Source organism: Desulfuromonas soudanensis, assembly GCF_001278055.1.
Taxonomy (GTDB): Bacteria; Desulfobacterota; Desulfuromonadia; order Desulfuromonadales; family WTL; genus Deferrimonas; species Deferrimonas soudanensis.
On record NZ_CP010802.1, the window covers coordinates 1,569,937 to 1,592,066 of the forward strand.

Below are 22,130 nucleotides of genomic sequence, written 5' to 3' on the forward strand. Positions count from 1 at the left end.
CGAGTTATGGTAGTTCGACCGCTACCCCGGCAACTTCGCCTACGACAGCATCGGCAACTTCCAGACCAAAAACCAGGAGCTGGGGACGTTGTTAGCTAGTTGACTAGCCGTCAACCTTCGGTTATTTTTCCGTCCCCTTCAACGCACCCGGGGTATGCATGCCATCGGCCGGGGCGAGGTGCTTATGAAAAACAGGGTGGATTTGCTGAAGTTCGACCTAACTAGCTATAGAATGTCCCCTTCAACAACGCTGGCTCCGCAGATGCCTGTCCCTCTGAGGTGGGTACAATCCTCTCCAGGGTGGAGAAACTTCCCGTTGAGGCATTGGAGCTGCGGAACCGGCTGGCCCCGTCCCTGCGGATTCTCGAAGGGGAGGGACTTTCTTCCGTAGCGATCATTCACCGGAACCTGAAGAACGGCCCGAATCCGCAAGGATTCGGGCCTTTTTTGTTCGCGAAGATGCCCCCTAATTCCCTCCCCGGAGCCTCCAGGGTTTTCCGAAACCGGCCGACGGCCCGTCAGGCATCAACTTTATTTCTTGCCGTGCGAGCAGGATAACTGCCATGCTGTCGAAAAGGCCCAGAATGGACCATCGGCGACACGCTCGAAAACTGCTGAAGGTCGGTGTGTCAGGCGACATGTTGAGAGGAGTTGGGACGCCTATATGGCTGAGAACAAAGAAAGCGTCGAAGGGCAGAAATCGGTCGCGTCCCAGGGGGAGGAACTTCCTGCCAAACTTACCCGTCCGAGGTTAACCAGGACGTATCGGCGCACCCGGCTCGTCGAGATGCTCGAACAGGCATTTGATGCCCCGGCGGTGTGGATCGGAGCTCAGCCTGGAGCCGGCAAGACGACGCTTGCGGCGAGCTGGCTCGATGCGGGCGAGCGCCCCAGTCTCTGGTTCCAGGTAGACGCAGGGGATGCCGATCTTGCGACCTTCTTTCATCACCTGGGGCTGGCAGCGAAACTCCTGGCGCCCCGGCAAACCTGTCTGCTCCCCCACCTCACCCCCGAATATTTACCCGGCATCGAGGTTTTTGCCCGGCGTTTTTTTGAAGATCTGTTTCGGTGCATGCCAAAAGGCTCCGTTCTGGTTCTCGACAACGTCCAGGACTGCGGTGCCGATAGTCCGCTCAACGAGATCTTGCGGATTGCGCTCGAAAGCATTCCTCCCCACGTAAAAATGCTGTGCGTTTCCCGTCTTGCGCCGCCGCCAACCTTTGCGCGACTGCGCGCCAACGGCCAGCTGGCGGTGCTGGAGCCTTCAAGCATTCGCCTTTCCCTGGAAGAAGCGCAAGGCATCGCCGCCTTGCGCGGGCATGCCGAATTGATCGATGTGGCGGCGCTGCACCAGCGAACGCATGGCTGGGTTGCAGGACTCGTCCTGATGCTGCATGGCGCCGACGAAGGACAAGACGCTGACGTCCCTTCCGTGGCGAAAACGTCCGATATGCAAACTTTGTTCAATTATTTTGCCTCTGAAGTGGTACGCGGGCTGGATGAGGGAAGGCAGCAAATGCTCCTCAAGAGTGCACTCCTGGCAAAAATGCGCGTCAGCGATATCGAATCGCTCTGCGAAGATGCGGAAGCTGGCAGGATGCTGGTCGAGCTGCAGCAGCAGAATTATTTCACCTATCGTCTCTCGCCCAGCGTGCCCGTCTACGAGTATCACCCGCTGTTTCGAGAGTTCTTGCTGGCGCGGCTGGAAACCAGCTTCGCGCCTGAGGTCCTTGTGGCGCTCAGGAGGCGGGCGGCTGAATGCGCTGCGGCGGCAGGAAGCGTGGACGAAGCCGTCTCCCTTTGGCAGGCTGCCAAGGCCTGGGACGCCTGCATCCCTTATCTCTGCCAGATCGCTTCCGCTTTGCTGGAGCAGGGGCGCGGGCTGACACTGGCGGCGTGGATCGAGTCGCTGCCGGCCGAACGTCGTGCGGCGGATCCCTGGCTGCATTTCTGGCTCGGCCAGTGCCGGCTCCCCTTCGCTCCGGCCGAGGCGCGCGTGCAATTTGAACGCGCGCTCGCCCTGTTCGAACAGCAGGGCGAGCGCGCGGGTTCTCTGCTGGCGTGGGCGGGTCTCGTGGACACGGCAATTCACGAGGGGCAGGGCCTCGGCGCCCTGGACGGCTGGATCGAGGCGTTCGACCGCATCGCCGGAGACGAGCCCCTGCCGACGGCGCTCCATGACCGGATCGTCGTGCAGATGTTCAATGCGCTTGTGCTGCGACAGCCGAGCCATCCGGACATCGGGACCTGGGCCGAGCGTTCCTTCGTCATCCTGCAATCCGGCGCGGACCCGGGACTGCGCCTGCTCGCCGGCGTCTGTCTGTGCATCTACTTCTGCTGGATGGGCGAGCCGAGGCGCGCGCGCCAGAGTCTCGACTGGCTCACCAGCCTGGTGCGCGGCGTGCAGGCCCCGCCGCTCATGACGCAACTGGTCAGTGCCACCGCCGGCATGTGTGCCTGGATCGTCGAGGCGGACACACCGAAGAGCCTTGCCATCATCGAGGAGGCCCTGGCCAGCGGGGAGCGAAGCGGCGTCAACGTCTGGCAGCATCATCTCCTCTGCCACGGTGCGGCGGCGGCGCTTTCGGCCGGTGATGCGGCAACCGCGCAGCATCTCTTGCATCGCTTCGGCGAAGGTCTGGCGCAGGCCCGGCTGATCGATGTCGCCTACTACCATTTCCTGTGCAACTGGGAGGCCCTCGGCCGCGGCGACCTCGGTGCGGCCGAGTGGCATGCCAACGTGGTCGCGGACCTGCGCGAACGTGTCGGTTTGACCTTCGGCTACATGGTGATCGATCTGACGAAGGCACGCACGTGCATTGCCCGGGGCCGATTCGACGAGGCGCGGCCGTCGCTCGAGGCGGTCCATCGCCTTGCAGCGTCAACCGGCAGCAAGCTGATCGAGTACACGGTCTGTATCGACGAGGCCCTCCTCGCCCTGCGCCAGGGGGACGAGACGGCGCTGGGACATTGGCTGACGCGGGCCTTCGGATTGGGGCGGGAGCAGGGGCTGGTCACCTTTCACGGCTGGCAGGAGGCGCCCATGGCCCGGCTGTGCGCGCACGCCCTTGAGGCCGGGATCGAAACGGAATACGTCCAGGATTTGATTCGCCGCCGGGCGCTTGTCCCTCCGCCTGCGGCGGAGCCGCCGGAGGCCTGGCCGTGGCCCCTGCGGATTAAAACATTTGGGTGCTTCGGCCTGGTGCGCGATGGTTTGCCGGTCAGCTTCGAGGGACGCGTGCAGAAACGCGCGCTCGACCTGCTGCGGGCGCTGATCGCCTTCGGCGGGCGCGAGGTCGGCGAGCAAAAGCTTTGCGATACGCTTTGGCCGGACGCCGACGGTGACGCCGCCCGCACCAGCCTTAAAATGACCCTGCACCGCCTGCGCGGCCTGATCGGTCATGACGCCGTCGTGCTGCGCGGATCGAAGCTGTCCCTTGATCCCCGCCTCTGCTGGGTGGACGCATGGAGCTTCGAGGCCCTGGCCAACCAGCTCGCTGCGGCTGAGGATATCCTTTGTGCGGCTGAGCGCATTCGGCTCGGGAATCGCATGCAGATCCTTTACAGCGGGCCTTTCCTCGACGGTGAGGACGTCGCCTATGCGATTGCGCCGCGGGAGCGCCTGCGCGGCTGTTGGCTGCGCACCATCGAGCTCGTCGCTTCGCGCCTGCAGCGCGAGGGTGCTCCCGAGCCGGCACTCCTCTGGTATGAGCGCGGTTTGAGTCTGGAGCCGCTGGCCGAGCAATTTCACCAGGGCGTCATGCGTATCTGTGTTCAGAACGGCCGCGCCGCCGAAGGGTTGACCGCTTACGAGCGCCTGCGCCGCCTGCTCGCCACCCAACTCAAGGTCGCCCCCGCCCCTGAGAGCGAGGCTCTGGCACGCGCCTTGCGGGCACTCGACTCCTGAGGTTCCACATTCCCCCGGGGTAATCATCCCTCAGCCACCAGGCCGAAAAGGCCCGCGTGCGTCCTGCCGGTCGCGCCACCACCGGCCACGCCTGCGCCTGGTCGTTGGCGTCACCGTTTCTCCCCCCCCAGTCATTCACGATAGCCAGACACCCATCGTTGGCGGCTCGAAATCTCTTCCCCTCCGGGAGCGAAAAGTAACCTATCCGTAACCTCCGATTGCCTAAACTCGCCATTAATCCTCCATGGCAAATGGATTCTGTGACTGGGTACGGCCTTCGCGAAGCCGCGGCAGCCACCCCTCAGAAGAGAGCGCGTCCCTGTCCCGGAGGGGAAAAGGATGCACCAACAGAAAATGATGAAGAATGGGGGATACCTGTTGCGTGATGGATTAAATCGGTCATCCAGCTGTGTAAGGGAGGTTTAAATGAGCACTGCAAATAGAAAGAGATCAGATTTTATCGTAAGCGCGGCGCTTGTTCTGGTCGCGTCTATTGCGCTCGTCAATTGCGGCGGTGGCGGCGGTGGGGGCGATGTTGTCGAGGAGAGAGCCACCTTCTATCTGAGCGCGGACAATGGCACGACCGGATTCGAGTTGTTCCTTACCGATGGGACAGCCGCCGGGACCTCTCTGGTGAAGGATATCAACACCAACAGCAACGCCGACCCGCAGAACCTGGCAGTGATCGATGGAACAACCTATTTCGCGGCGACCGATGGGGTTTTAGGTCTCGAACTCTGGAAGACCGATGGCACGGACGCGGGCACCTCGCTGGTGAAAGACATCAACCCGGGTCCGGCAGAAAGCAGTCCGAGTTCCCTTACGGCCCTCGGCAGCGTCCTCTACTTTTTGGCCGATGACGGCACCACGGGCATGGAGCTGTGGAAGAGCGACGGCACGACGGAGGGCACCGTGCTGGTCAAGGACATCCGTTCCGGCGATGGAGGCAGTCTCTACGCCGACAGCCAACTCGTCGTCATCGGCAGTACGCTTTACTTCACGGCTAACGACGGCATTTACGACGAAGAGCTGTGGAAGAGCGATGGCACGGCGGCAGGCACGGTACTGGTCAAGGACATCAACACCGTCTCGGGGGACAGCAGTCCTGGGGGCTTCGCCGCCATCGGCAGCACCCTCTACTTCACGGCAGACGACGGTGCCGCCGTCGGACTGTGGAAGAGCGACGGTACGCCAGCCGGGACGGTATTCATCACCTCCGTGGGCGTGACCGGCAATCTCGCCGCCGTCGGCAGCACGCTCTACTTTGCTGGAGACGACGGAACCAGCGGCTCGGAATTGTGGAAGAGCGACGGCACGAGCGCCGGCACAGTGCCGGTCCAGGATATCTCCCCGGGACCGTTGGGCAGCAGCCCCGCCCACTTCACCGCCATAGACGGCACGCTCTACTTCGCGGCCGGCGATGGCGTCAACGGCCGTGAACTGTGGAAGAGCGACGGCACGGCAGCCGGCACGGTGCTGGTCAAGGATATCAACCCCGGAGCGGGCGAAAGTTCCCCCCTCTTTTTGACGGCCGTTGGCAGCACGCTCTTTTTTCAGGCCAACGACCTCACCAGCGGCACCGAGTTGTGGAAGAGCGACGGCACGGCCATCGGCACAGTTTTGGTCAAGGACATCGGCCTGGACGGCGTGTACGGCTACCCGGCTTCCTTGACGGCCGTCGGCGGTACGCTCTTCTTCCAGGCCACCGAAGGTACCGACGGTTACGAGTTGTGGAAAAGCGACGGCACCGAGGCGGGCACCGTCAGGGTGCGCGACATCAATCCGGGTTCCGGCGACAGCACGCCGGCGTACCTGCGCGCCGGCGGCAGTTTCGTCTACTTCGGCGCCTACGACGGTGTCCACGGGCGCGAACTCTGGCGCAGCGACGGTACAGAGGCGGGGACAAGGATGGTCGCGGATATCGGCACCATCAGCCTCGGTTCGCTGGTGTCCTCCCCCGTGAGGCTCAACGGGATCGGCTACTTCGCCGCTAACGACGGATCAAGCGGTCTGCATAAATTGTGGCGTACCGACGGAACCTCAGCCGGAACCTATGGGCTCGATGCCGGCAGCAGCATGGTTTCGCAACTCACCCTCGTCGGCAGCGCGATCTTCTTCGAAGCCTACGATGACGCCCATGGCCGAGAGTTGTGGAAAAGCGACGGCACGGTAGCCGGCACGGTCCTGGTCAAGGATATCTATCCGGGCTGGGGAGACAGTTCTCCCGGCAGGCTGACCGCTGTCGGCAACACCCTCTACTTCTCGGCCACCGATGGAACCAATGGCGTTGAACTGTGGAAGAGCGACGGCACGGAGGGCGGCACGGTCCTAGTCAAGGACATCAACATCGGCAGCGGCCACAGCAGCGTTAACGAACTCACCTTCATCGGCACTACCCTCTATTTTTCGGCCACCGACGGCGTCAACGGGTATGAACTGTGGAAAAGCGACGGCTCCGAGGCGGGGACGGTGCTGGTCAAGGACATTGATCCAGGCACGGACGGCTTCCCAAGCTCCCTTGCCGTCATCGGCGGGACGCTCTATTTTTCGACCAGCGATGGCATAAACGGCCGTGAACTGTGGAAGAGCGACGGCACCGAGGCGGGTACGGTGCAGCTCGCTGATATCAATGCCGGCGCGGGCGACAGCCACCCGGGCAATTTCGCCGTTATCGGCAGCACCTTTTTCTTCTCAGCCTACGATGGCACGAGCGGCACTGAACTGTGGAAGAGCGACGGCACCGGATTGGGCACGGTGCAAGTCAAGGATATCAATACCGGCGCGGGCGGCAGCACCCCGGGCAATTTCGCCGTCATCGGCAGCACGCTGTACTTTTCAGCCGACGATGGCAGCAACGGTCATGAACTATGGAAGAGCGACGGCACAGGAATGGGTACGGTGCTGGTCAAGGATATCAACGCAGGTGCTGGCGGCGGCAGCCCGGTCAATTTCATGGCCTTCGAGGGGATGCTGTACTTCCGGGCCAACGACGGCAGCAGCGGCAATGAGCTATGGAAGAGCGACGGCACGGCCGATGGAACGGTGCGGGTACTCGATCTGAATGCAGGCGATGTCCATGGTCTGGATAGGATATTGAAGTAGATTCTGGCGGAACGGCAGTGGTGATATTTATCGAAGGAGTCTGTAAATGAAAAAGAAAGTTATGAACACCAAATTTGGAATAGTCTGGATTTCCGTCCTGCTCGTTCTTGCCGTACTCACTGCCTGCGGTGACGATGGCAGCACCCCACCAGGGCAACCTGCTGCGGTCATCACCACCCAGCCGGTCGACCAAAGCGTGGTCGCGGGTACGACAGCCACCTTTACGGTAGCGGCCAGCAACGCAGCCGGCTACCAGTGGCAGATCAGCACGGACAGCGGTCTGACCTTCTCGGACATAGGCAGCGCCACAGCCGCCAGCTACACCACGGCGGCGACCGCAGTCGCTGATAGTGGTACGCAGTACCGCGTGGTCGTCAGCGGCCTCAACAGTGTGACCAGCTCGGCGGTCACCCTGACCGTGACAGCAGCGCCGGTCCCTCCCGGGATCAGTGTGCAGCCGGCGGACCAAACGATCAGCGATGGACAGGACGCCACCTTCACGGTCACGGCGACCGGTACCTCGCTCACCTACCAGTGGCAGCGCAGCGTCGATGGCGGCAGCACCTTTGCAGAGATTGCCGCGGCAATCAACGCCACCCTGAACCTGACAGCGGTACCCTCCGGAGACAACGGGCACCAGTTCCAGGTTGTGGTCAGCAACAGCACCGGGAGCATTACGAGCAATGCTGCAACCTTGACCGTCAATTCCGCGCCAACTGCGCCGGTATTTACAACGCATCCGGCCAGCGTCAGTATCACCGAAGGTCAGAATACACAGTTTACGGTCGTTGTCAGCGGCACCCCCACGCCGACCTTGCAGTGGCAGTTAAGCACCGACAGCGGCAGCAGCTGGAACGATATCGTCGGTCAGACAGATACGATATTTAATGTGGTAGCGCCGGCACTGGCCAATAATGGTCGGCAGTTCCGCGCCGTCGCCACCAACAGTGCGGGCACGGTCAACAGCAATGCGGCAACCTTGACCGTAACCGGGGATGCAGTTGTCCCGGCCTTCACCACCCACCCGGCCGACGTCGCCATCCTCGAAGGGCAGAACGCACAGTTCACCGTCGTCGTCACCGGCACGCCGACCCCCACCCTGCAGTGGCAATTGAGCACGGATGGCGGCGCCAACTGGAACAACATCAATGGTGAAACCGGCACCAGCTACACTGCAGTTCAACCATCGCAGGCGAACAACGGGCGCCAGTTCCGGGTGGTGGCCACCAATAGCGCGGGAGTCGTGAACAGCAGCGCGGCGGTGCTGACGGTCACCGCGGTCGTCGCCAGCGGCTGGCAGGGGAATCCGACGCCGCTCAATCTGGACGCCACGGCGGCCTTACCCGCGCTGGCGGCCAACGGTGGCGGGGAAGCGATTGCCTTGTGGACCCAGTACGACGGCATCTTCGCCAGCCGTTACCTGCCGCAGTCAGGGTGGCAGGCACGTGTGGCGGTGTCCGAGGTCACTGCTGCTTACGGATTCACCGATCCGACGGTGGCAATGAACGGAAATGGTCAGGCCGTCGCCCTGTGGCGCGAGACGGACAATGCTTTCTATCACCGGGTTCGCGCCGCCATCTTCGCCCCTGCGGGGGGCTGGGGCGGGGCCGCGACGCTGAGTGTCAACGACACCACAGGCGGCTCCCTTCCGCAGGTCGCAGTCGATGCCAGCGGGAATGCCCTGGCTGTCTGGATCGAACGGGAGAGCCTCTTCGCACCCTGGAAATTGATGGTCAGTCGCTTCATCGCCGGCAGCGGAACCTGGGAGCCGGCACAGCGTCTGGATAGCGACGCCATCGGTGAACCGTCCAACAGTGCCGCTGTAGCCATGAACGGGGCTGGAGAGGCCATGGTGCTCTGGCCCGCGCCCAGCGGTACGCCGGGCACCGATGCCTTGTGGGTCCGGCGCCTGGCCGCCAACGGCAGTTGGGGCGCCGCCCAACTGCTCGATCCGGCTGCCAGCGGGCCGCCCGAGCAGCGCATCGCCATGGACGTCAATGGCAACGCCATGGCGGTATGGAAGAAATTTGACAATCCAAGTTTTTCCAGCATCTGGTCAATCCGCTTCGACTCAGTCAGTGGCAGCTGGGGGACTGCGGTCGCGGTCGAGAGCAGCAACGTCAATCGGGCAACGGCCCCGCAGATTGCATTCGACGCCAACGGAGAGGCTGTGGCCGTGTGGGTTCAATTCGACGGCACGCAGGAACTCATCCTGAGCAATCGCCATACGGGAGCCGGCGGATGGGGGACGCAACAGCAGGTGGCTGCAGGCGCCATCAATCAGCTGACCGCTCCTTCGCTGGCGGTGAACGCGGGTGGGACGGCAGTGGTTGCCTGGCGGGATAGCAATTTTTACGTTGCAGCCAGCATTCAGTCGCCGGGCGCCGCCTGGCGGACGCCTCAACGGGCTCCCATAACGGGGGCTGACGGACTGGGCTTTGCCGTTAGCGGCAGAGCCACGGCGGGAATTGATGACAGCGCCAATGCTACGGTCATATGGCCGGCTAATCCGGCCGGGTTGCCGCAGAGAATTTACGGCGGCCAGTACCGTTGACAAGGTCGGTATTGCGCATGTCAATTCGCCAAACCAGGGACTGAATAGACCTGCTCAAATCGGTCTCTTTTTGGAAAAACTTTTGAAGGGAAAAGTATGAACATCCGAACCTTCGTAAAATATCTCGGTTTATTGACCACGCTCAGCCTGCTTGCTGCCTGCGGCGGTGGCGGTAACGGTAGCGAAAGCGTGACAGAAGTTCCGGAGCCGGCCGACAACGTACCGCGCTTCGCCTATGTGACCGGTAGCGACACCCTATCCATCTACACGGTCAATCCCGCCACCGGCCAGTTGCGGCATAACGGCTATATAGTTGCGGCGGGAACCTCTCCTGCCTCCGTCACCGTTGACCCCTCGGGCAGGTTCGCCTACGTGGCGAATCAATCCAGCGATGACATTTCGGCCTACACCATCAACGCCAGCACGGGCGCGCTCACCAGCATCGGCGCGCCCGTGGCGGCGGGCACCACGCCTTACTCGGTCACCGTCGACCCCAGCGGAAAATTCGCCTACGTGGCGAATTGGAGCAGTAATAACGTCTCGGCCTACGCCATCGATGCCGCGACCGGCGCACTCACCAGCGTCGGCCCGCCGGTGACGGCCGGAGTGGGCCCCCAATCCGTCACCGTCGACCCAAGCGGCAGGTTCGCCTACGTGGCCAATAGCGGCTCGGGCTATGTCTCGGCCTACCGCATTGATGCTAGCTCTGGTGTGCTGACGATTATCGGCAATTCCTATGCCGGGAGCACGCTGCGCTCGGTTACCGTCGACCCGTCCGGAAGATTCGCCTATGTGGCAAATGGGGGCTCGGGCGATGTCTCGGCCTTCAACATAAACGCCACGACGGGCGCCCTGACCAGTCTCGGTGCGGCCGTGGCGGCGGGCAGCAATCCCCAATCCATCACCATCGACCCCAGCGGTAAGTTCGCCTACGTGGCGAACAGCGGCTCGGACGATGTCTCGGCTTACGCCATCGACACGACGACCGGAGCGCTCACCGCCGTCGGTGCGGCCGTGGCAGCGGGGCTGGAGCCGCAATCTGTCACCGTCGATCCCAGCGGCAAGTTCGTCTACGTGACTGGCCTCAGCTACATTGCGACCTACGCCATCAACACCGTCACCGGGGCCTTGACCGCCCTGCCCACCGTTGCTGGCCGCGGCGCCAGCGTGGCCATGGCCATGACAAGGGGCACGACAGCCGTGACCTACACGCCCAGGTTCGCCTATACCGCCCAGTACGGCCCCGACATCGTCTCGGCCTACACTATCGACGCCGCGAGCGGCGCCCTGACGGCGCTCCCCAATACGTCGACGCTCAGCCTGGGCACTTCGGTCACCGTCGATCCCTCCGGCCGGTTTGCCTACACGACCCATGAAGTCCTGTTTGAAACGCCGACCGTGAATGTGTCGACCTACACGATCGATAGCACGAGCGGGGTGCTCACCCGCGTCGGCGCCGCCGCGGCGGTCGCGAGTTTTCCTGCCTCCATCGCCGTCGAGCCCTCCGGCCGGTTCGCCTATGTAGCCAATTCAGCTTCCGGTAGCGTTTCGATTCATGCCATCGACGCTGCGACGGGCGCCTTGACCTATGAGGGGTTTTTGGCGGCGGAGAGCGGTCCTGTCTCCATCGCCGTCGATCCCTCCGGCCGGTTCGCCTACGTGGCCAATAACGGTTCCGCGAGCATCTCGGGCTACCTCCTCAACGCCAGCAGCGGCGCCCTGACCACGATCGACCTGAATGGCGCCATCGCCGGCGCCGCCACGGGGGCAGGTGCCGATCCCACGTCCGTCACCGTCGATCCCTCGGGCAAGTTCGTCTACGTCACGCAAATCAACGGCGTTAACGCCTATGTCATCGACACTGCAACGGGCGCTCTGATTAACGCCTCTTTTGCGGTGGCTGGCGGCAATCCGCGGTCCGTCGTCGTCGAACCCTCAGGGCGCTTCGCCTATGTCGCCAACGGGGATTCAGCCAACGTCTCGGTCTTCAGCATCAACGCCACGACCGGTTTCCTGACCAATATCGCCACCGTGGCCGCTGGAGGCCAGCCCCGGTCCATCGCCGTTGACGCCTCCGGCAAATTCGCCTACGTGGCGAATGCCGAGTCCGGCACTGTCTCGGTCTACACCATCGACGCCGCCAGCGGGGCTCTCAGTAGCGTCGGCACCATAGCGGCGGGGACCTTTCCCGTCTCCATCGCCACCACCGGCTCTATCCAGTGATCTTTGGTGGCGATGCAGGTGGTATGGCTTCCTTATCGAGGAGTGTGGATTTAGAAAAACCAATGGGTCAAGTTTAAGTAAAAAACCAATGTAAAAAACCAAAGGGTCAAGTCTAGATGAAAAACCAAAGGGTCAAGTCTACACATTTGACAAGGTTTTTTCCTCAGCTAGATGAAAAACCAAAGGGTCAAGTCTACACATTTGACAAGGTTTTTTCCTCAGCTATGCTTCCCTCAAACTGAGCACAGCTGAGGAGGCAGCGATATGGCACGACAACTGCGGATAGAATTCCCCGGCGCTTTTTACCACGTCACCTCGCGGGGGAATGAGCAGAAAGACGTCTTCAAAAGCCGGAAGGACCGGGAAAAATTTCTCGACTATCTGGAATCGGCCACGCAACGCTACGGGGCGGTCATCCATGCCTGGTGCCTGATGAACAACCATTATTTATGTGGAGCTCCACATAAAAAATGTTATGTGAAGCGCGAACTTATGTGAAGTTGCCCTCAACTCTCTTCTGATTCTCTCATCATTTTCGCCACTCCCCTGGGTTTTCGCCAATAATTGCTGCCACTACTGTCCGGTTAATAGCCGAATAAATTCAGCTGGTTATAATCTTGGGTGTCTGGAATCTGCTTGAGCGCTTCCGCAACCAACGATGAAATGGGCTTTTTCTCGAACAGATTGACCTCCAGGATCTGCAAAAAAGTGTAGAGAGTACATTTGATGCTAAGCTGCCTTTTAGCGATCGCCACAAGTAGATATATGCAAAGAGCTACCCATATCTGGCTCTTGACCGCATTGATAGAAGTCCCGTAGAACGCTTTTATTCGTAGATGCTGTTTGATCCACTTGAAGAATAGCTCCACTTGCCAGCGCTGTTTATAGATGTCTGCAACCGTTGTGGCTCCAATTTCAAAGTGGTTGGTGAGGAATACAAGCCGCTTGTTTCGCTCTTTATCAACATAACTGACCCGGCGCAATCTCTCCGGGTAACCCTTTTTCGATTTCTGGGTGACCAAGGCAATCACTTGGTCGGCTCGGACGCCGGCCTCCTTGTCCTTGGGCAAAGAGTACAACCGCTGGTAGCGTAGGTTGTCCTTGGCCCGCACCACGAAGAAGGCGCCCTGTCGGTGAATGGCATAGAGCCGGGCAAAATCTACGTAGCCGCGGTCCATCGTGTAGATGGCCTCTTCGGTGACGGGCATTTCGTCAAGCATCTTGACGTCATGTACTTTGCCGGTTGTCACGGCCACAAACGTGGGGATGATGCCGCGCAAGTCAATGAGCGTGTGCATCTTGACCGCTGCCTTGGTCGTGCGAAACTCGGCCCACGGAAACAGGGTGAGGCAGAGGTCAATGGTCGTCGAGTCAAAGGCGAACAGTGGCTGCTTCAACTCGATGGCCAAGGGCTCATCCCGGTACAGCTGCTGTGCCATGCCGATCAGGACTTGGCCGAAATCCTGAAAAATGCGCCAATCCCGGCGCTCGTTGGCGTCGGCAAGGGTGGAGCGGGAGACAGCGCCACGAAATCCGATGTGGTAGAGCTTCTCCCGATGAGAGTTCAGGCACGTTTCGATATCCCTCAAGCTCTCGCGACCCGATAGCTGGGCATAAGCCAGGCACAGGAACTGGTCAAATGCAGTAAAGCTTTTGGCCCGGTACTCGCCGCGATACCGTCGGGCACAGAGGTTGAACTCGTGACGCGGGAGAAACTGAAGTAGCTGTCTGAAAACGGTCTGGCCAGCGTTCATGGATGCCCTCCTGAAGTGTCAGGAAGATATCACTCGCGGGCGGGGTGAAGCGATTTCAAATCGAGAAAAGAACAGTTGAGCCAAAGTACTATAATTTTCAGTAGGTTATCGACGTACATTCAAAGTTAACCGGACAGTAGTGAATTGCTGCACATAATTCTGCGCCCTGACCATCCCCGAATGCCTCGATAATAGAGGCAAAGAAGGGAAGTTGTCATGGAACTGGAACAGGCATTTTCGTGTCCGGGAACGCTGAAGAAGTTGCGAAGCGGCCCACTGGGAACGCTTCTGGACGGTTTCTGTACCTGGTTGATGGAGCACGGTTTCCGTCAGGGGACCATCCGCAAGCATCTATCGAACGTCTCTCATTTTAATCAGCATCTTGGCCGGCAAGGAGTTGTCCCTGGCCAAATCCTCTGTCCCAAAGACGTTGATGGATTTTTCGAAGCATATCCTGCCCGGTGTCGGCACCGCGGGCCACTGGAAGGTCATCTGAAGCGGGTTCGCCACTCGCTCAGTCGTTTCGTCGAGTACCTTGGCGAACAGGGGTTTTTCAATCCGTTGCCGCAAAGCGAGATCTTTGCGCCTCTTCTGGATGCCTACCTCGAATGGATGCAGCATTACCAGCACGCCGCTGCCGGGACCTGCGAGTTGCGCGCTCAGTACCTCACCGTTTTCCTGCGCTACCTCGGCCCGCAGGCGACATTACAAGGGTTGGCCAAGCTGAGCCCGGAGAGCATCGAGGCGTTCTTCCTGGCTTATGCGCAGAAGGTCGGAAAAGCAGCGCGGCGATCGATGCAGTCGACCCTGCGGACCTTCTTCCGTTTCTGCCTGCATCGAGGCTACGTCCGGGAGCCCCTGGACCTGGCGGTTCCTACCTTGAGAGCCTACAAGCTGGCTTCGGTCCCGCGCGGCTTGACTGAGGCTCAGGCTCGGCAGGTCCTTCAGGGGATCGACCGCAAGACCACGGTGGGCCGACGGGATTACGCCATCGTTCAGTTGCTTCACACCTACGGTGTCCGAGGCGGCCAGGTTCGGGCGTTGCGGCTGGAGCAGATCGACTGGGCGCAGAACCGGATCTTCTTTGCAGCTTCCAAGGGCGGCAAGGACAGCTGCCTTCCCCTCACCGTCGAGGTGGGGGAGAGCCTGCTGAACTACTTGCAAAATGCCCGGCCATCCAGTTCGAACCCGCAGGTGTTTCTGACCTCGCGTGCCCCCTACCACCCGCTTCCCCGCTCCAGTTCCCTTTCCGTCATCATCGAGCGCCGTATCCGAGCCGCAAGCATCGAGATTCCCAGCAAGGGCGCCCACGCCTTTCGGCATGGCTTTGCGACCCGGATGCTCGCGCAGGGAGAACCGTTCAAGGCGATTGCCGATGTGCTGGGCCATCGCCATCTCGGCACCACCTTTATCTACACCAAGGTCGACTTTAACGCCCTGAAGCAGGTCGCCCTGGAGTGGCCGCAGGAGGTGACGCGATGAGAACCCTGGAATTTCACAGCGCCCTGGCTCCTCAGATCCGGAACTTCATCAGCTTGCGGCAGCTCTCCGGCACCGATTATCAGAGCCAGGCGCTACTGTTGAGCTACTTCGACCGCTTCCTGGTCGAAGAAAAATTTGAAGCTTCGTGCATCACCCCGCAGATCACCGACCGGTATCTTCTGACTCTTTCGCACCTTGCACCGCGTGTGCAGTCAAACCGCTTCTGCGTGGTGCAGCAGCTGTGCCGGTATCTCTTGCGGCACGACCCGCTCACCTACGTTCCCGAACCCATAAGGGTCATTGCCTCGCAGGCGGCTCATCAGCCGTACATCTACAACCAGAGGGAAATCGGCGCCTTGCTGGCCGCCGCCGCGGAATTGCGGCCGCCGGGCTCCCTGCGGCCACTCACCTACCGGACACTCCTCGGCCTGCTCTACAGCACGGGCATCCGTATCGGGGAAGCATTGGCCCTGAACCTGGAGAACTTTCTCTGCGCCGAAGAGCGGCTCTACATCGTCGAGGGCAAGTTCCGCAAGGCCCGCTGGGTGCCTTTGAGCACGACCACCTGCCAGGCGTTGCAGCAATATCTGGACAGACGCCTTCGCATCAAGCCGCGCTCGCCGGACTCCCCGCTGCTGCTGAATCAACGATCCCGGCGCTTGCATCATGTCACGGTCAACCTTACCTTTCGGCAGTTGCTGCGCCGCTGCGCCATCCCCCACAACGAGCACGCCGGCCCCCGCATCCACGACCTGCGACACACCTTTGCCGTTCACAGGCTGCTGGCCTGGTATCGAGACGGGCAGGATGTAAACGCGCGGCTGCCTTGGCTGGCAACCTATCTGGGACATGTGGATATCCATTCCACCCAGGTCTACCTTCGGGCCACGCCGGAGCTGACCGAAGAGGTGGCCCGGCGCTTCCACGATTACTACCTCCAACAGATCCAAACCAACGGAGGACAGTCATGAAACAGTTGCTGGCCAAGTTCATGAAACCCTTCTTCAGCCACTACCTGCCGATCCAGAAAGGCCTCGCGACCAATACCCTGCTGGCGTACCGCGACGCGATCAAGCTGCTGTTGTGCTTTGCTGCGGACACCCTGCGCAAGAGCGCCGACGAGTTGAGCGTCGAAGAGATCGACGAAGCGCTTGTGTTGGCGTTCCTCGATCATCTTGAAAACGTTCGCGGCTGCACGCCGCGAACCCGTAATGCCCGATTGGCGGCCATCCGTGTCTTCTTCGGTTTCATCGCCCGAGAGGAGCCGGTCTTGCTGCTCCAGTGCCAGAGGATTCGCACCATCCCTCTGAAACGTACGCAGCACAAGACGGTCAAGTACATGGAGCAGGACGAGATGCAGGCGCTGCTCGATGCGGTGAATGTCAATGCACGCACCGCCGCGCGCGACAAGGCTTTGCTGCTCCTGCTCTACAACACCGGGGCTCGCGTCAGTGAAATTGTGGGCATCAAAATCCCAGATCTGCGCCTGCAGGGTGCCACCGCTCAGATCTCGCTTCTGGGCAAGGGTAAAAAGCACCGCAGCTGTCCGCTGTGGCCCGAAATGGCACAAGCCCTTCAGGCTTACCTCAAAGTTCGCAATCCCCATGATCCGGCCGCTGAGCAGCTCTTCCTCAACGCCAACGGAGTTCCCATCACCCGTTTCGGCATTCGCCAAATCCTGAGCAAATATGCGGCCTCAGCCCGGAATCAATGCCCATCGATGAGGAGCAGGGCCGTAAATCCACACACTATCAGGCATACCACGGCCATGCATCTGCTGCGGGCCGGCAACGATATCAATATGGTCAGTTATTGGTTGGGGCACGCCGACATCAACACCACGCATGTCTACGTCGAAATCGATATGGACATGAAACGGAGAATGCTCGAAAAAACAACAGCACCGGTCGTCAGCCACGACCTGCCATGGCAGAAGCCCGACGTCTTGCAGTGGCTCGCTGCGCTCGAAAAATCACCTAAATTATGTGCAGTAAAACCTTGATCTGGGGTAGAGAATGAGGGAGTGTCCAGAAATGAACTTCACATAAGTTCGCGCTTCACATAACATTACCATCTGCTGCTGGAGACACCCCGAGGGAACCTGTCGCAGATAATGCGGCACATCAACGGCGCCTATACCACCTACTTCAACGTCAAGCGTAAGCGGGCGGGACATCTCTTTCAGGGGCGTTACAAGGCGATCCTCGTTGATGCCGACGCCTATGCCGCGCAGCTTGCCCGCTACATTCACCTAAACCCGGTGCGGGCGGCGATGGTCCAAAAACCGCAAGACTATCCCTGGTCGAGCTACCTCTTCACTATCGGGCAAAGTCAGCCGCCGCCGTGGCTCGAGCGGCATTTCATCCTTGGCTATTTCGGAGGAAATGAGCAGGGCTATCGGGCCTTCGTGGAGGATCTGCCGGGGAAAGAGCATGTCAGTCCATTGCTCGGGACGACCGGTGCGACGATCCTGGGAGGGGACGCGTTCATCGCGGGGATCAGGACAGAGCATCTGGAAACGAAAAAGATAGACCGCGATGTTCCGGCGTTGAAGCAACTTCTTGGTCAGCCGGACCTCGACGCCATCGTCGAGAAGACCAGCGAGGTTTTCGGAGAGGGCAAAGGAGCGGCTAGGCAGGCGGCGCTTTACGTGTGCCATCGGTATAGCGGCGCCAAGCTCAAGGAAATCGGCTCCCGCTTTGAGGTAAGTGAGTCGGCGGTGACGCAGGCGAGTCGAAGGTTTGCTGCGAGGCTGGAGGAGGATGAGGAAGTCAATAGGGCCATAGGGCGGATGGTGACGGAGTTGAATTTGTCAAAAGTGTAGACGCGACCCCCTTGATTGATCCGACCCCATTGATCACTATTAGAAGGGTGGTTGAAGGCGATCGTTCTGGCCCCACCTCTTCCAATAATCGGCCAATTCCGCTACTCTAGCACCCATGGACACGACCCTTCTCCTTCTGCTCCTCGCCGCCGCACTGGCCCTCGTCGGCTTCGCCGGCCTGCTCTTGCCGGCCCTCCCCGGGATGCCGCTCATTTTCGCCGGGCTGCTGGTCGCCGCCTGGGCCGAGGATTTCGCCTATGTCGGCTGGCGGACGCTGACCGCCCTCGGCGGTCTTACCGTTCTTGGAATCCTCGCCGATTTTGTCGCCGGCTCCTTCGGTGCCCGCCACTTCGGCGCCTCGCGGCGGGCTGCGATCGGCGCGGCGGTGGGCGCCTTGGTCGGCCTCTTCTTCGGCATTGCCGGCGTGCTGCTCGGCCCCTTCGTCGGCGCCATCGTCTTCGAGTTTACCGTCCGCAGCGATCTGCGCGCTTCTGGGCGGGCGGGGGTCGGCGCGGCCCTCGGGCTGGCCCTCGGCGTCGCCGCCAAGATGGCGCTCGCCTTTGCCATGCTCGGCCTTTTCCTTGCCGTTCGCTTCCTGTAGCTCCGTAGACGTTTCCATGCGAACCGGAGCCTCCTCCAATGTACGGTGACCTTTTCGCCAAGAGTGAACGGGGTCGTCTCTCCACTCTTCACATCATGAAAAATGGAGTCAGACCCCCTGAGACGCACTCTGTCTCTTCTCAAGTCGATCTGAACATGGTCCGAGCTCGGGGGTAAGGCACGCTGAAGGGTGGGCTCGCGGCGGTTTCCACGGGAGCTTCATTCAACGTTTTTCGATTGAAGGGGACTTGAACGACAAAAAAGGCCCGAATCCATGCGGATTCGGGCTTCTGTGCTTTTGGGCGGATGGCGTCGGTCCCTAGTGTCCCGATTGGTTAATGCCGTCCATTAATTCTGGTCCTTTTGGCCGCTCCCTGCGTTGGGTCTCCTCGGCTTAAGCCCGGCTAGGCCTGCGTCGACCCGCCTTGGCAGCGACCAAAATACCTCAGAATTATCTGAATGGACTAACCAAACGGGACACTGATATGGCTGACAGTTGTCAATAGAAGAAACGCTCACTGCCCAACTGATTTTCAGCGGTTTTTCGTGCGTTATGTTCCAGGGCACTTGCAGGGGCGGAACCTGTATTGCGACGGCTAATCAGACTGATATTCGCGGGTTGGGTACCGCCAGACTTGTCTTCGTCGCGGAGCTGCCTCTCTCTAGTAACGTGAGTTCGGCCAAGGCCTTATCCAATAGTGTCCTCGAGGGTTCTCCTGACCGCGGTTGCGCCCCTGTAACTGCCCTGGAATGTTAGTTTTGCTTCAATATGCTTTCTCCAACAGGTTTTTGAGGTGATTGAGTTGTTTGTGGTTTGTTATGCCATGGCCGGGATTTCAACTTCATGGGCTATTGCCCACATAAAAGCACAGAGTTCTCGAGCTATAGCCGTCACGATCACCTGTTTGGATTTACCCTTCGCCAGCATACGTTTGTAGCGGGCACATAATCGGAGTTGAGCTTTCCAGGAGATATCGCAAATTGCTTGCGACAGGCCTTCTTGTCGTCTGCGTAACTCCCGACTGACCCGGGCAGGAAGGCGGTAAGCCCAGGAGGCTTCCACCAGGACCCGGCGCACATGTCCATTGCCTGCTTTGGTAATTGAACCTCGTTTCGTTGTCTCGCCACTGGAATGTTCCGATGGAACCAGTCCGAGATAGGACATCAGTTCAACGGGGCTCTTAAAGCGCTTCAAATCTCCTATTTCAGCAACGGTTGTGGCTGCGACAATCAAGGAGACGCCTCGCAGGGATTGGTAGGCTTTAGCTACCGGAAACATCCGCCACTGGGGCAAGAGTTGTTGAATCTGCTCAGTCAGCCGCTCCACCCGCCGAGTGCTTTCAGTAAGCGCGCCGACATATTCCTGAAGGGTAATCTGCTGGGCCGGATGAGGCATTTTGATTCCAGCGATCCAGCGCATATGTGCCTGGCTCCAGGGGGTTCGTCCACTGAATCGGTGACCGTGTCGAAGAAGAAATGCCAGAATGTGCTGCTTGGCTTTTTTCTCCGACGCCTTGGCATCCTCCCTTGATCGGGTAAGGTCCCGCATGGCTTCATCTTCGGTAAGAGGCACAAAAACGGGAGACAGTTCACCGGCTCGATGCAGGCGGGCAAGCATTTGGGCATCCCGGCGGTCATTCTTAATACGGTCGCCGCTTTTCTTGGGGATCTTTGAGGGCGCTACCACCACACAATCGAACCCCTGAAATGTAAGGTGTCGGTAAACATCATAGCCACAAGGGCCAGCTTCGTAGACGAAATGGAGTTCGCAGCCTCTCGAAACCAGTTTCCTAACAACCTTGTCGAGAGCAACCAAACTCCCGTCAATTTTCCCATAGTGTCGAATTTCGCCGGTGCGACCCTCCTCGGCGATAGCGATCTCAATGGAGTTTTTGTGGACGTCCAACCCGATAAACATGCTAGACTTCTTCATGACCTGCCTCCTTGATTTTGGCTCTGTGTTGGGGTTCAAGAGCTTCCAACATAACCCACGTTTGCAAGGGGCAGGTCTTTTTTTGTCTCTAACTGTCAGCCATTATGTCTAGAGAATCTGCAGCACGGCGCACTTGAGGTATTCGGTCTCGGGGCAGTTCAGCAGCACCGGATGGTCCCAGGCCTGGCCGCGCATCTCCACCAGGCGGGCGCTGCGTCCCGCCTGCGCCGCGCTCTTGCGCAGGGTGTCGAGGAAGAGTTCGCGGTCCATATGGTAGGAGCAGGAGCAGGTGAAGAGATAACCCCCCGGCTCGACCAGTTCCATGGCCCGGCGGTTGACGGTGAGATACCCCTTGACCGCTTCCGGAAGTTTTTTCTTGCTCTTGACGAAGGCGGGGGGATCGAGGATCACGGTCCCGAACTGCTCGCCGCTCCTGGTCATCTCCCGGAGGGCCTCGAAGGCGTCGATTCTGACGAAGGAGCAGACCTTCTCCAGTCCGTTGAGAGATGCGTTGAAACCGGCCAGAGCGACGGCTCCGGCAGAGATGTCGATCCCCTTGACTTCGGCGGCGCCGTAGCGCGCGGCGTGGACCGCCCAGCTCCCCGAATAGCAGAAGAGGTCGAGGACCTTGCGCCCTTCGACCCGGCCCTGAAGGGCGCGGTGGTTTTCCTTCTGGTCGAGAAAATGCCCGGTTTTCTGTCCCCCCGGCACGTCGACGGAAAACCGCAGTCCGTTTTCCTCGACGATCACCTCCTTCGGCATCTCGCCCAGGAGGAGTTCGATTCCCTGCGGCAGCCCTTCGAGCTCGCGCACCGCCACGTCGTTGCGGGCGACGATGGCCTGCGGCTGGAAAATCTGCTGCAGCGCCTCGACGATGGCGTCCCGGCGCTTCTCCATCCCCAGGGTGAGAAACTGCACCGAGAGGACGTCGCCGTAGCGGTCCACCACCAGGCCGGGGAGGGCGTCCCCCTCGCCGTGGACAATGCGCAGAGCCTCGGCCGATCCGTAGATTTTCTGGCGGTAGCTCAGCGCTTCGCCGATGCGATGGCGAAAGAATCCGGCGGTGTCGATGGATTCGCGTTTCCGGGAGAGGAGGCGGGCGGTGATGAGAGACAGGGGATTGTGATAGGCTGTGCCGAGAAATTCGCCGCCGGCGGCGTGGACCTCCACGGCGGCGCCGGGGACGGTCTCTCCCTCCATGCGGTCGATTTCGTTGCTGAAGACCCAGGGATGGCCGGCGCGCAGCCGGCGGTCATGCCCCGGACGGAGAATCAGCCGGGTCACGGGCAGCCGACGGGCTCGAAGAGGGCGTCGACGATGCGCCGGGCCTGGTCGGAGACGACGTGGTAGAAGACCTCCACCCCCTCGCGGCGCCCCTCGATGATCCCCTTGTTCTTGAGGAGGGCCAGATGCTGGGAGACGGTGGCCTGGGGGAGGCCGAGGCATTCCCAGATTTTTTTGACGTTGCAGGTCTGCGAGGTCAGTCCGGCGATGATCTTGAGTCGGACCGGGTGTCCGAGAACCTTGAGGATCTCCGCTTCCCGATCGTAATTCTGCATTTTGTTGAATTCCATTTTTCCCATGGTCATCTCCGGGTAACGTTGATTTTATGAATATATGGATATTATTGACGGGACCGGTTGTTGTCAAGAAGTAAGCGGCAATACCGACACTTTTTGCTCCCGGAGGACCACAATGGACTCGACTTCCCCGGCCGTAGAGATTAAGATTGTCCGGCACCAGGGAATGGG

At 60.4% G+C, this 22,130-nt stretch carries 14 protein-coding genes; 10 read left to right on the plus strand and 4 right to left on the minus strand.

The genetic code is table 11. The features are described 5' to 3' along the window. Positions 1 to 664: 664 nt before the first annotated feature. The 5 genes from DSOUD_RS07045 (at position 665) to DSOUD_RS07065 (ending at position 12,284) form a co-directional block, all read left to right on the plus strand. Complete coding sequence (locus DSOUD_RS07045) at positions 665 to 3,907, plus strand: AfsR/SARP family transcriptional regulator (RefSeq protein WP_053550347.1); 3,243 nt, start codon at positions 665 to 667, stop codon at positions 3,905 to 3,907. 426 nt (positions 3,908 to 4,333) lie between these two features. Beyond that, positions 4,334 to 7,009 carry an ELWxxDGT repeat protein gene (locus DSOUD_RS07050; RefSeq protein WP_082351110.1) on the plus strand — a complete coding sequence of 892 codons (2,676 nt, stop codon included), beginning with the start codon at positions 4,334 to 4,336 and terminating at the stop codon, positions 7,007 to 7,009. Between the two features lie 46 nt (positions 7,010 to 7,055). Further along, positions 7,056 to 9,563 carry an immunoglobulin domain-containing protein gene (locus DSOUD_RS07055; protein WP_053550349.1) on the plus strand — a complete coding sequence of 836 codons (2,508 nt, stop codon included), beginning with the start codon at positions 7,056 to 7,058 and terminating at the stop codon, positions 9,561 to 9,563. Positions 9,564 to 9,659: 96 nt separating this feature from the next. Then, complete coding sequence (locus DSOUD_RS07060) at positions 9,660 to 11,786, plus strand: lactonase family protein (protein ID WP_053550350.1); 2,127 nt, start codon at positions 9,660 to 9,662, stop codon at positions 11,784 to 11,786. Positions 11,787 to 12,050: 264 nt separating this feature from the next. Then, positions 12,051 to 12,284, plus strand: a complete 234-nt coding sequence (locus DSOUD_RS07065; RefSeq protein ID WP_053550351.1) for a transposase — start codon at positions 12,051 to 12,053, stop codon at positions 12,282 to 12,284. Positions 12,285 to 12,370: 86 nt separating this feature from the next. Here DSOUD_RS07065 and DSOUD_RS07070 read toward each other — a convergent pair whose 3' ends face one another. After that, positions 12,371 to 13,540 carry an IS4 family transposase gene (locus tag DSOUD_RS07070; RefSeq protein WP_053549677.1) on the minus strand — a complete coding sequence of 390 codons (1,170 nt, stop codon included), beginning with the start codon at positions 13,538 to 13,540 and terminating at the stop codon, positions 12,371 to 12,373. A gap of 561 nt (positions 13,541 to 14,101) precedes the next feature. Between DSOUD_RS07070 and DSOUD_RS07080 the strand changes: the two genes are divergently transcribed. From DSOUD_RS07080 to DSOUD_RS07100, 5 genes are all read left to right on the plus strand, one after another. Next, complete coding sequence (locus DSOUD_RS07080) at positions 14,102 to 15,022, plus strand: site-specific integrase (RefSeq protein ID WP_053550353.1); 921 nt, start codon at positions 14,102 to 14,104, stop codon at positions 15,020 to 15,022. Further along, on the plus strand, positions 15,019 to 15,993 hold the full coding sequence (locus DSOUD_RS07085) for a tyrosine-type recombinase/integrase (protein WP_053550354.1): 975 nt from the start codon (positions 15,019 to 15,021) through the stop codon (positions 15,991 to 15,993). The genes DSOUD_RS07080 and DSOUD_RS07085 overlap by 4 nt, the downstream gene beginning before the upstream one ends. Beyond that, positions 15,990 to 17,024 (plus strand): tyrosine-type recombinase/integrase, encoded by a 1,035-nt coding sequence (locus DSOUD_RS07090; protein WP_053550355.1) that lies wholly within the window; start codon positions 15,990 to 15,992, stop codon positions 17,022 to 17,024. Before DSOUD_RS07085 ends, DSOUD_RS07090 begins: the two co-directional genes overlap by 4 nt. Before the next feature lie 75 nt (positions 17,025 to 17,099). After that, complete coding sequence (locus DSOUD_RS07095; RefSeq protein ID WP_341475718.1) at positions 17,100 to 17,846, plus strand: transposase; 747 nt, start codon at positions 17,100 to 17,102, stop codon at positions 17,844 to 17,846. Between the two features lie 115 nt (positions 17,847 to 17,961). Next, positions 17,962 to 18,447, plus strand: coding sequence for a DUF456 domain-containing protein (locus tag DSOUD_RS07100; RefSeq protein ID WP_053550357.1), 486 nt, complete (start codon positions 17,962 to 17,964; stop codon positions 18,445 to 18,447). A gap of 816 nt (positions 18,448 to 19,263) precedes the next feature. Here the strand turns inward: DSOUD_RS07100 and DSOUD_RS07105 are convergent. The 3 genes from DSOUD_RS07105 to DSOUD_RS07115 form a co-directional block, all read right to left on the minus strand. Continuing rightward, positions 19,264 to 20,379, minus strand: coding sequence for an IS110 family RNA-guided transposase (locus DSOUD_RS07105; RefSeq protein WP_053550358.1), 1,116 nt, complete (start codon positions 20,377 to 20,379; stop codon positions 19,264 to 19,266). 108 nt (positions 20,380 to 20,487) lie between these two features. Then, positions 20,488 to 21,663 carry a class I SAM-dependent rRNA methyltransferase gene (locus DSOUD_RS07110; protein ID WP_053550359.1) on the minus strand — a complete coding sequence of 392 codons (1,176 nt, stop codon included), beginning with the start codon at positions 21,661 to 21,663 and terminating at the stop codon, positions 20,488 to 20,490. Next, complete coding sequence (locus DSOUD_RS07115) at positions 21,660 to 21,953, minus strand: ArsR/SmtB family transcription factor (protein WP_053552324.1); 294 nt, start codon at positions 21,951 to 21,953, stop codon at positions 21,660 to 21,662. The genes DSOUD_RS07110 and DSOUD_RS07115 overlap by 4 nt, the downstream gene beginning before the upstream one ends. Positions 21,954 to 22,130 lie beyond the last annotated feature (177 nt).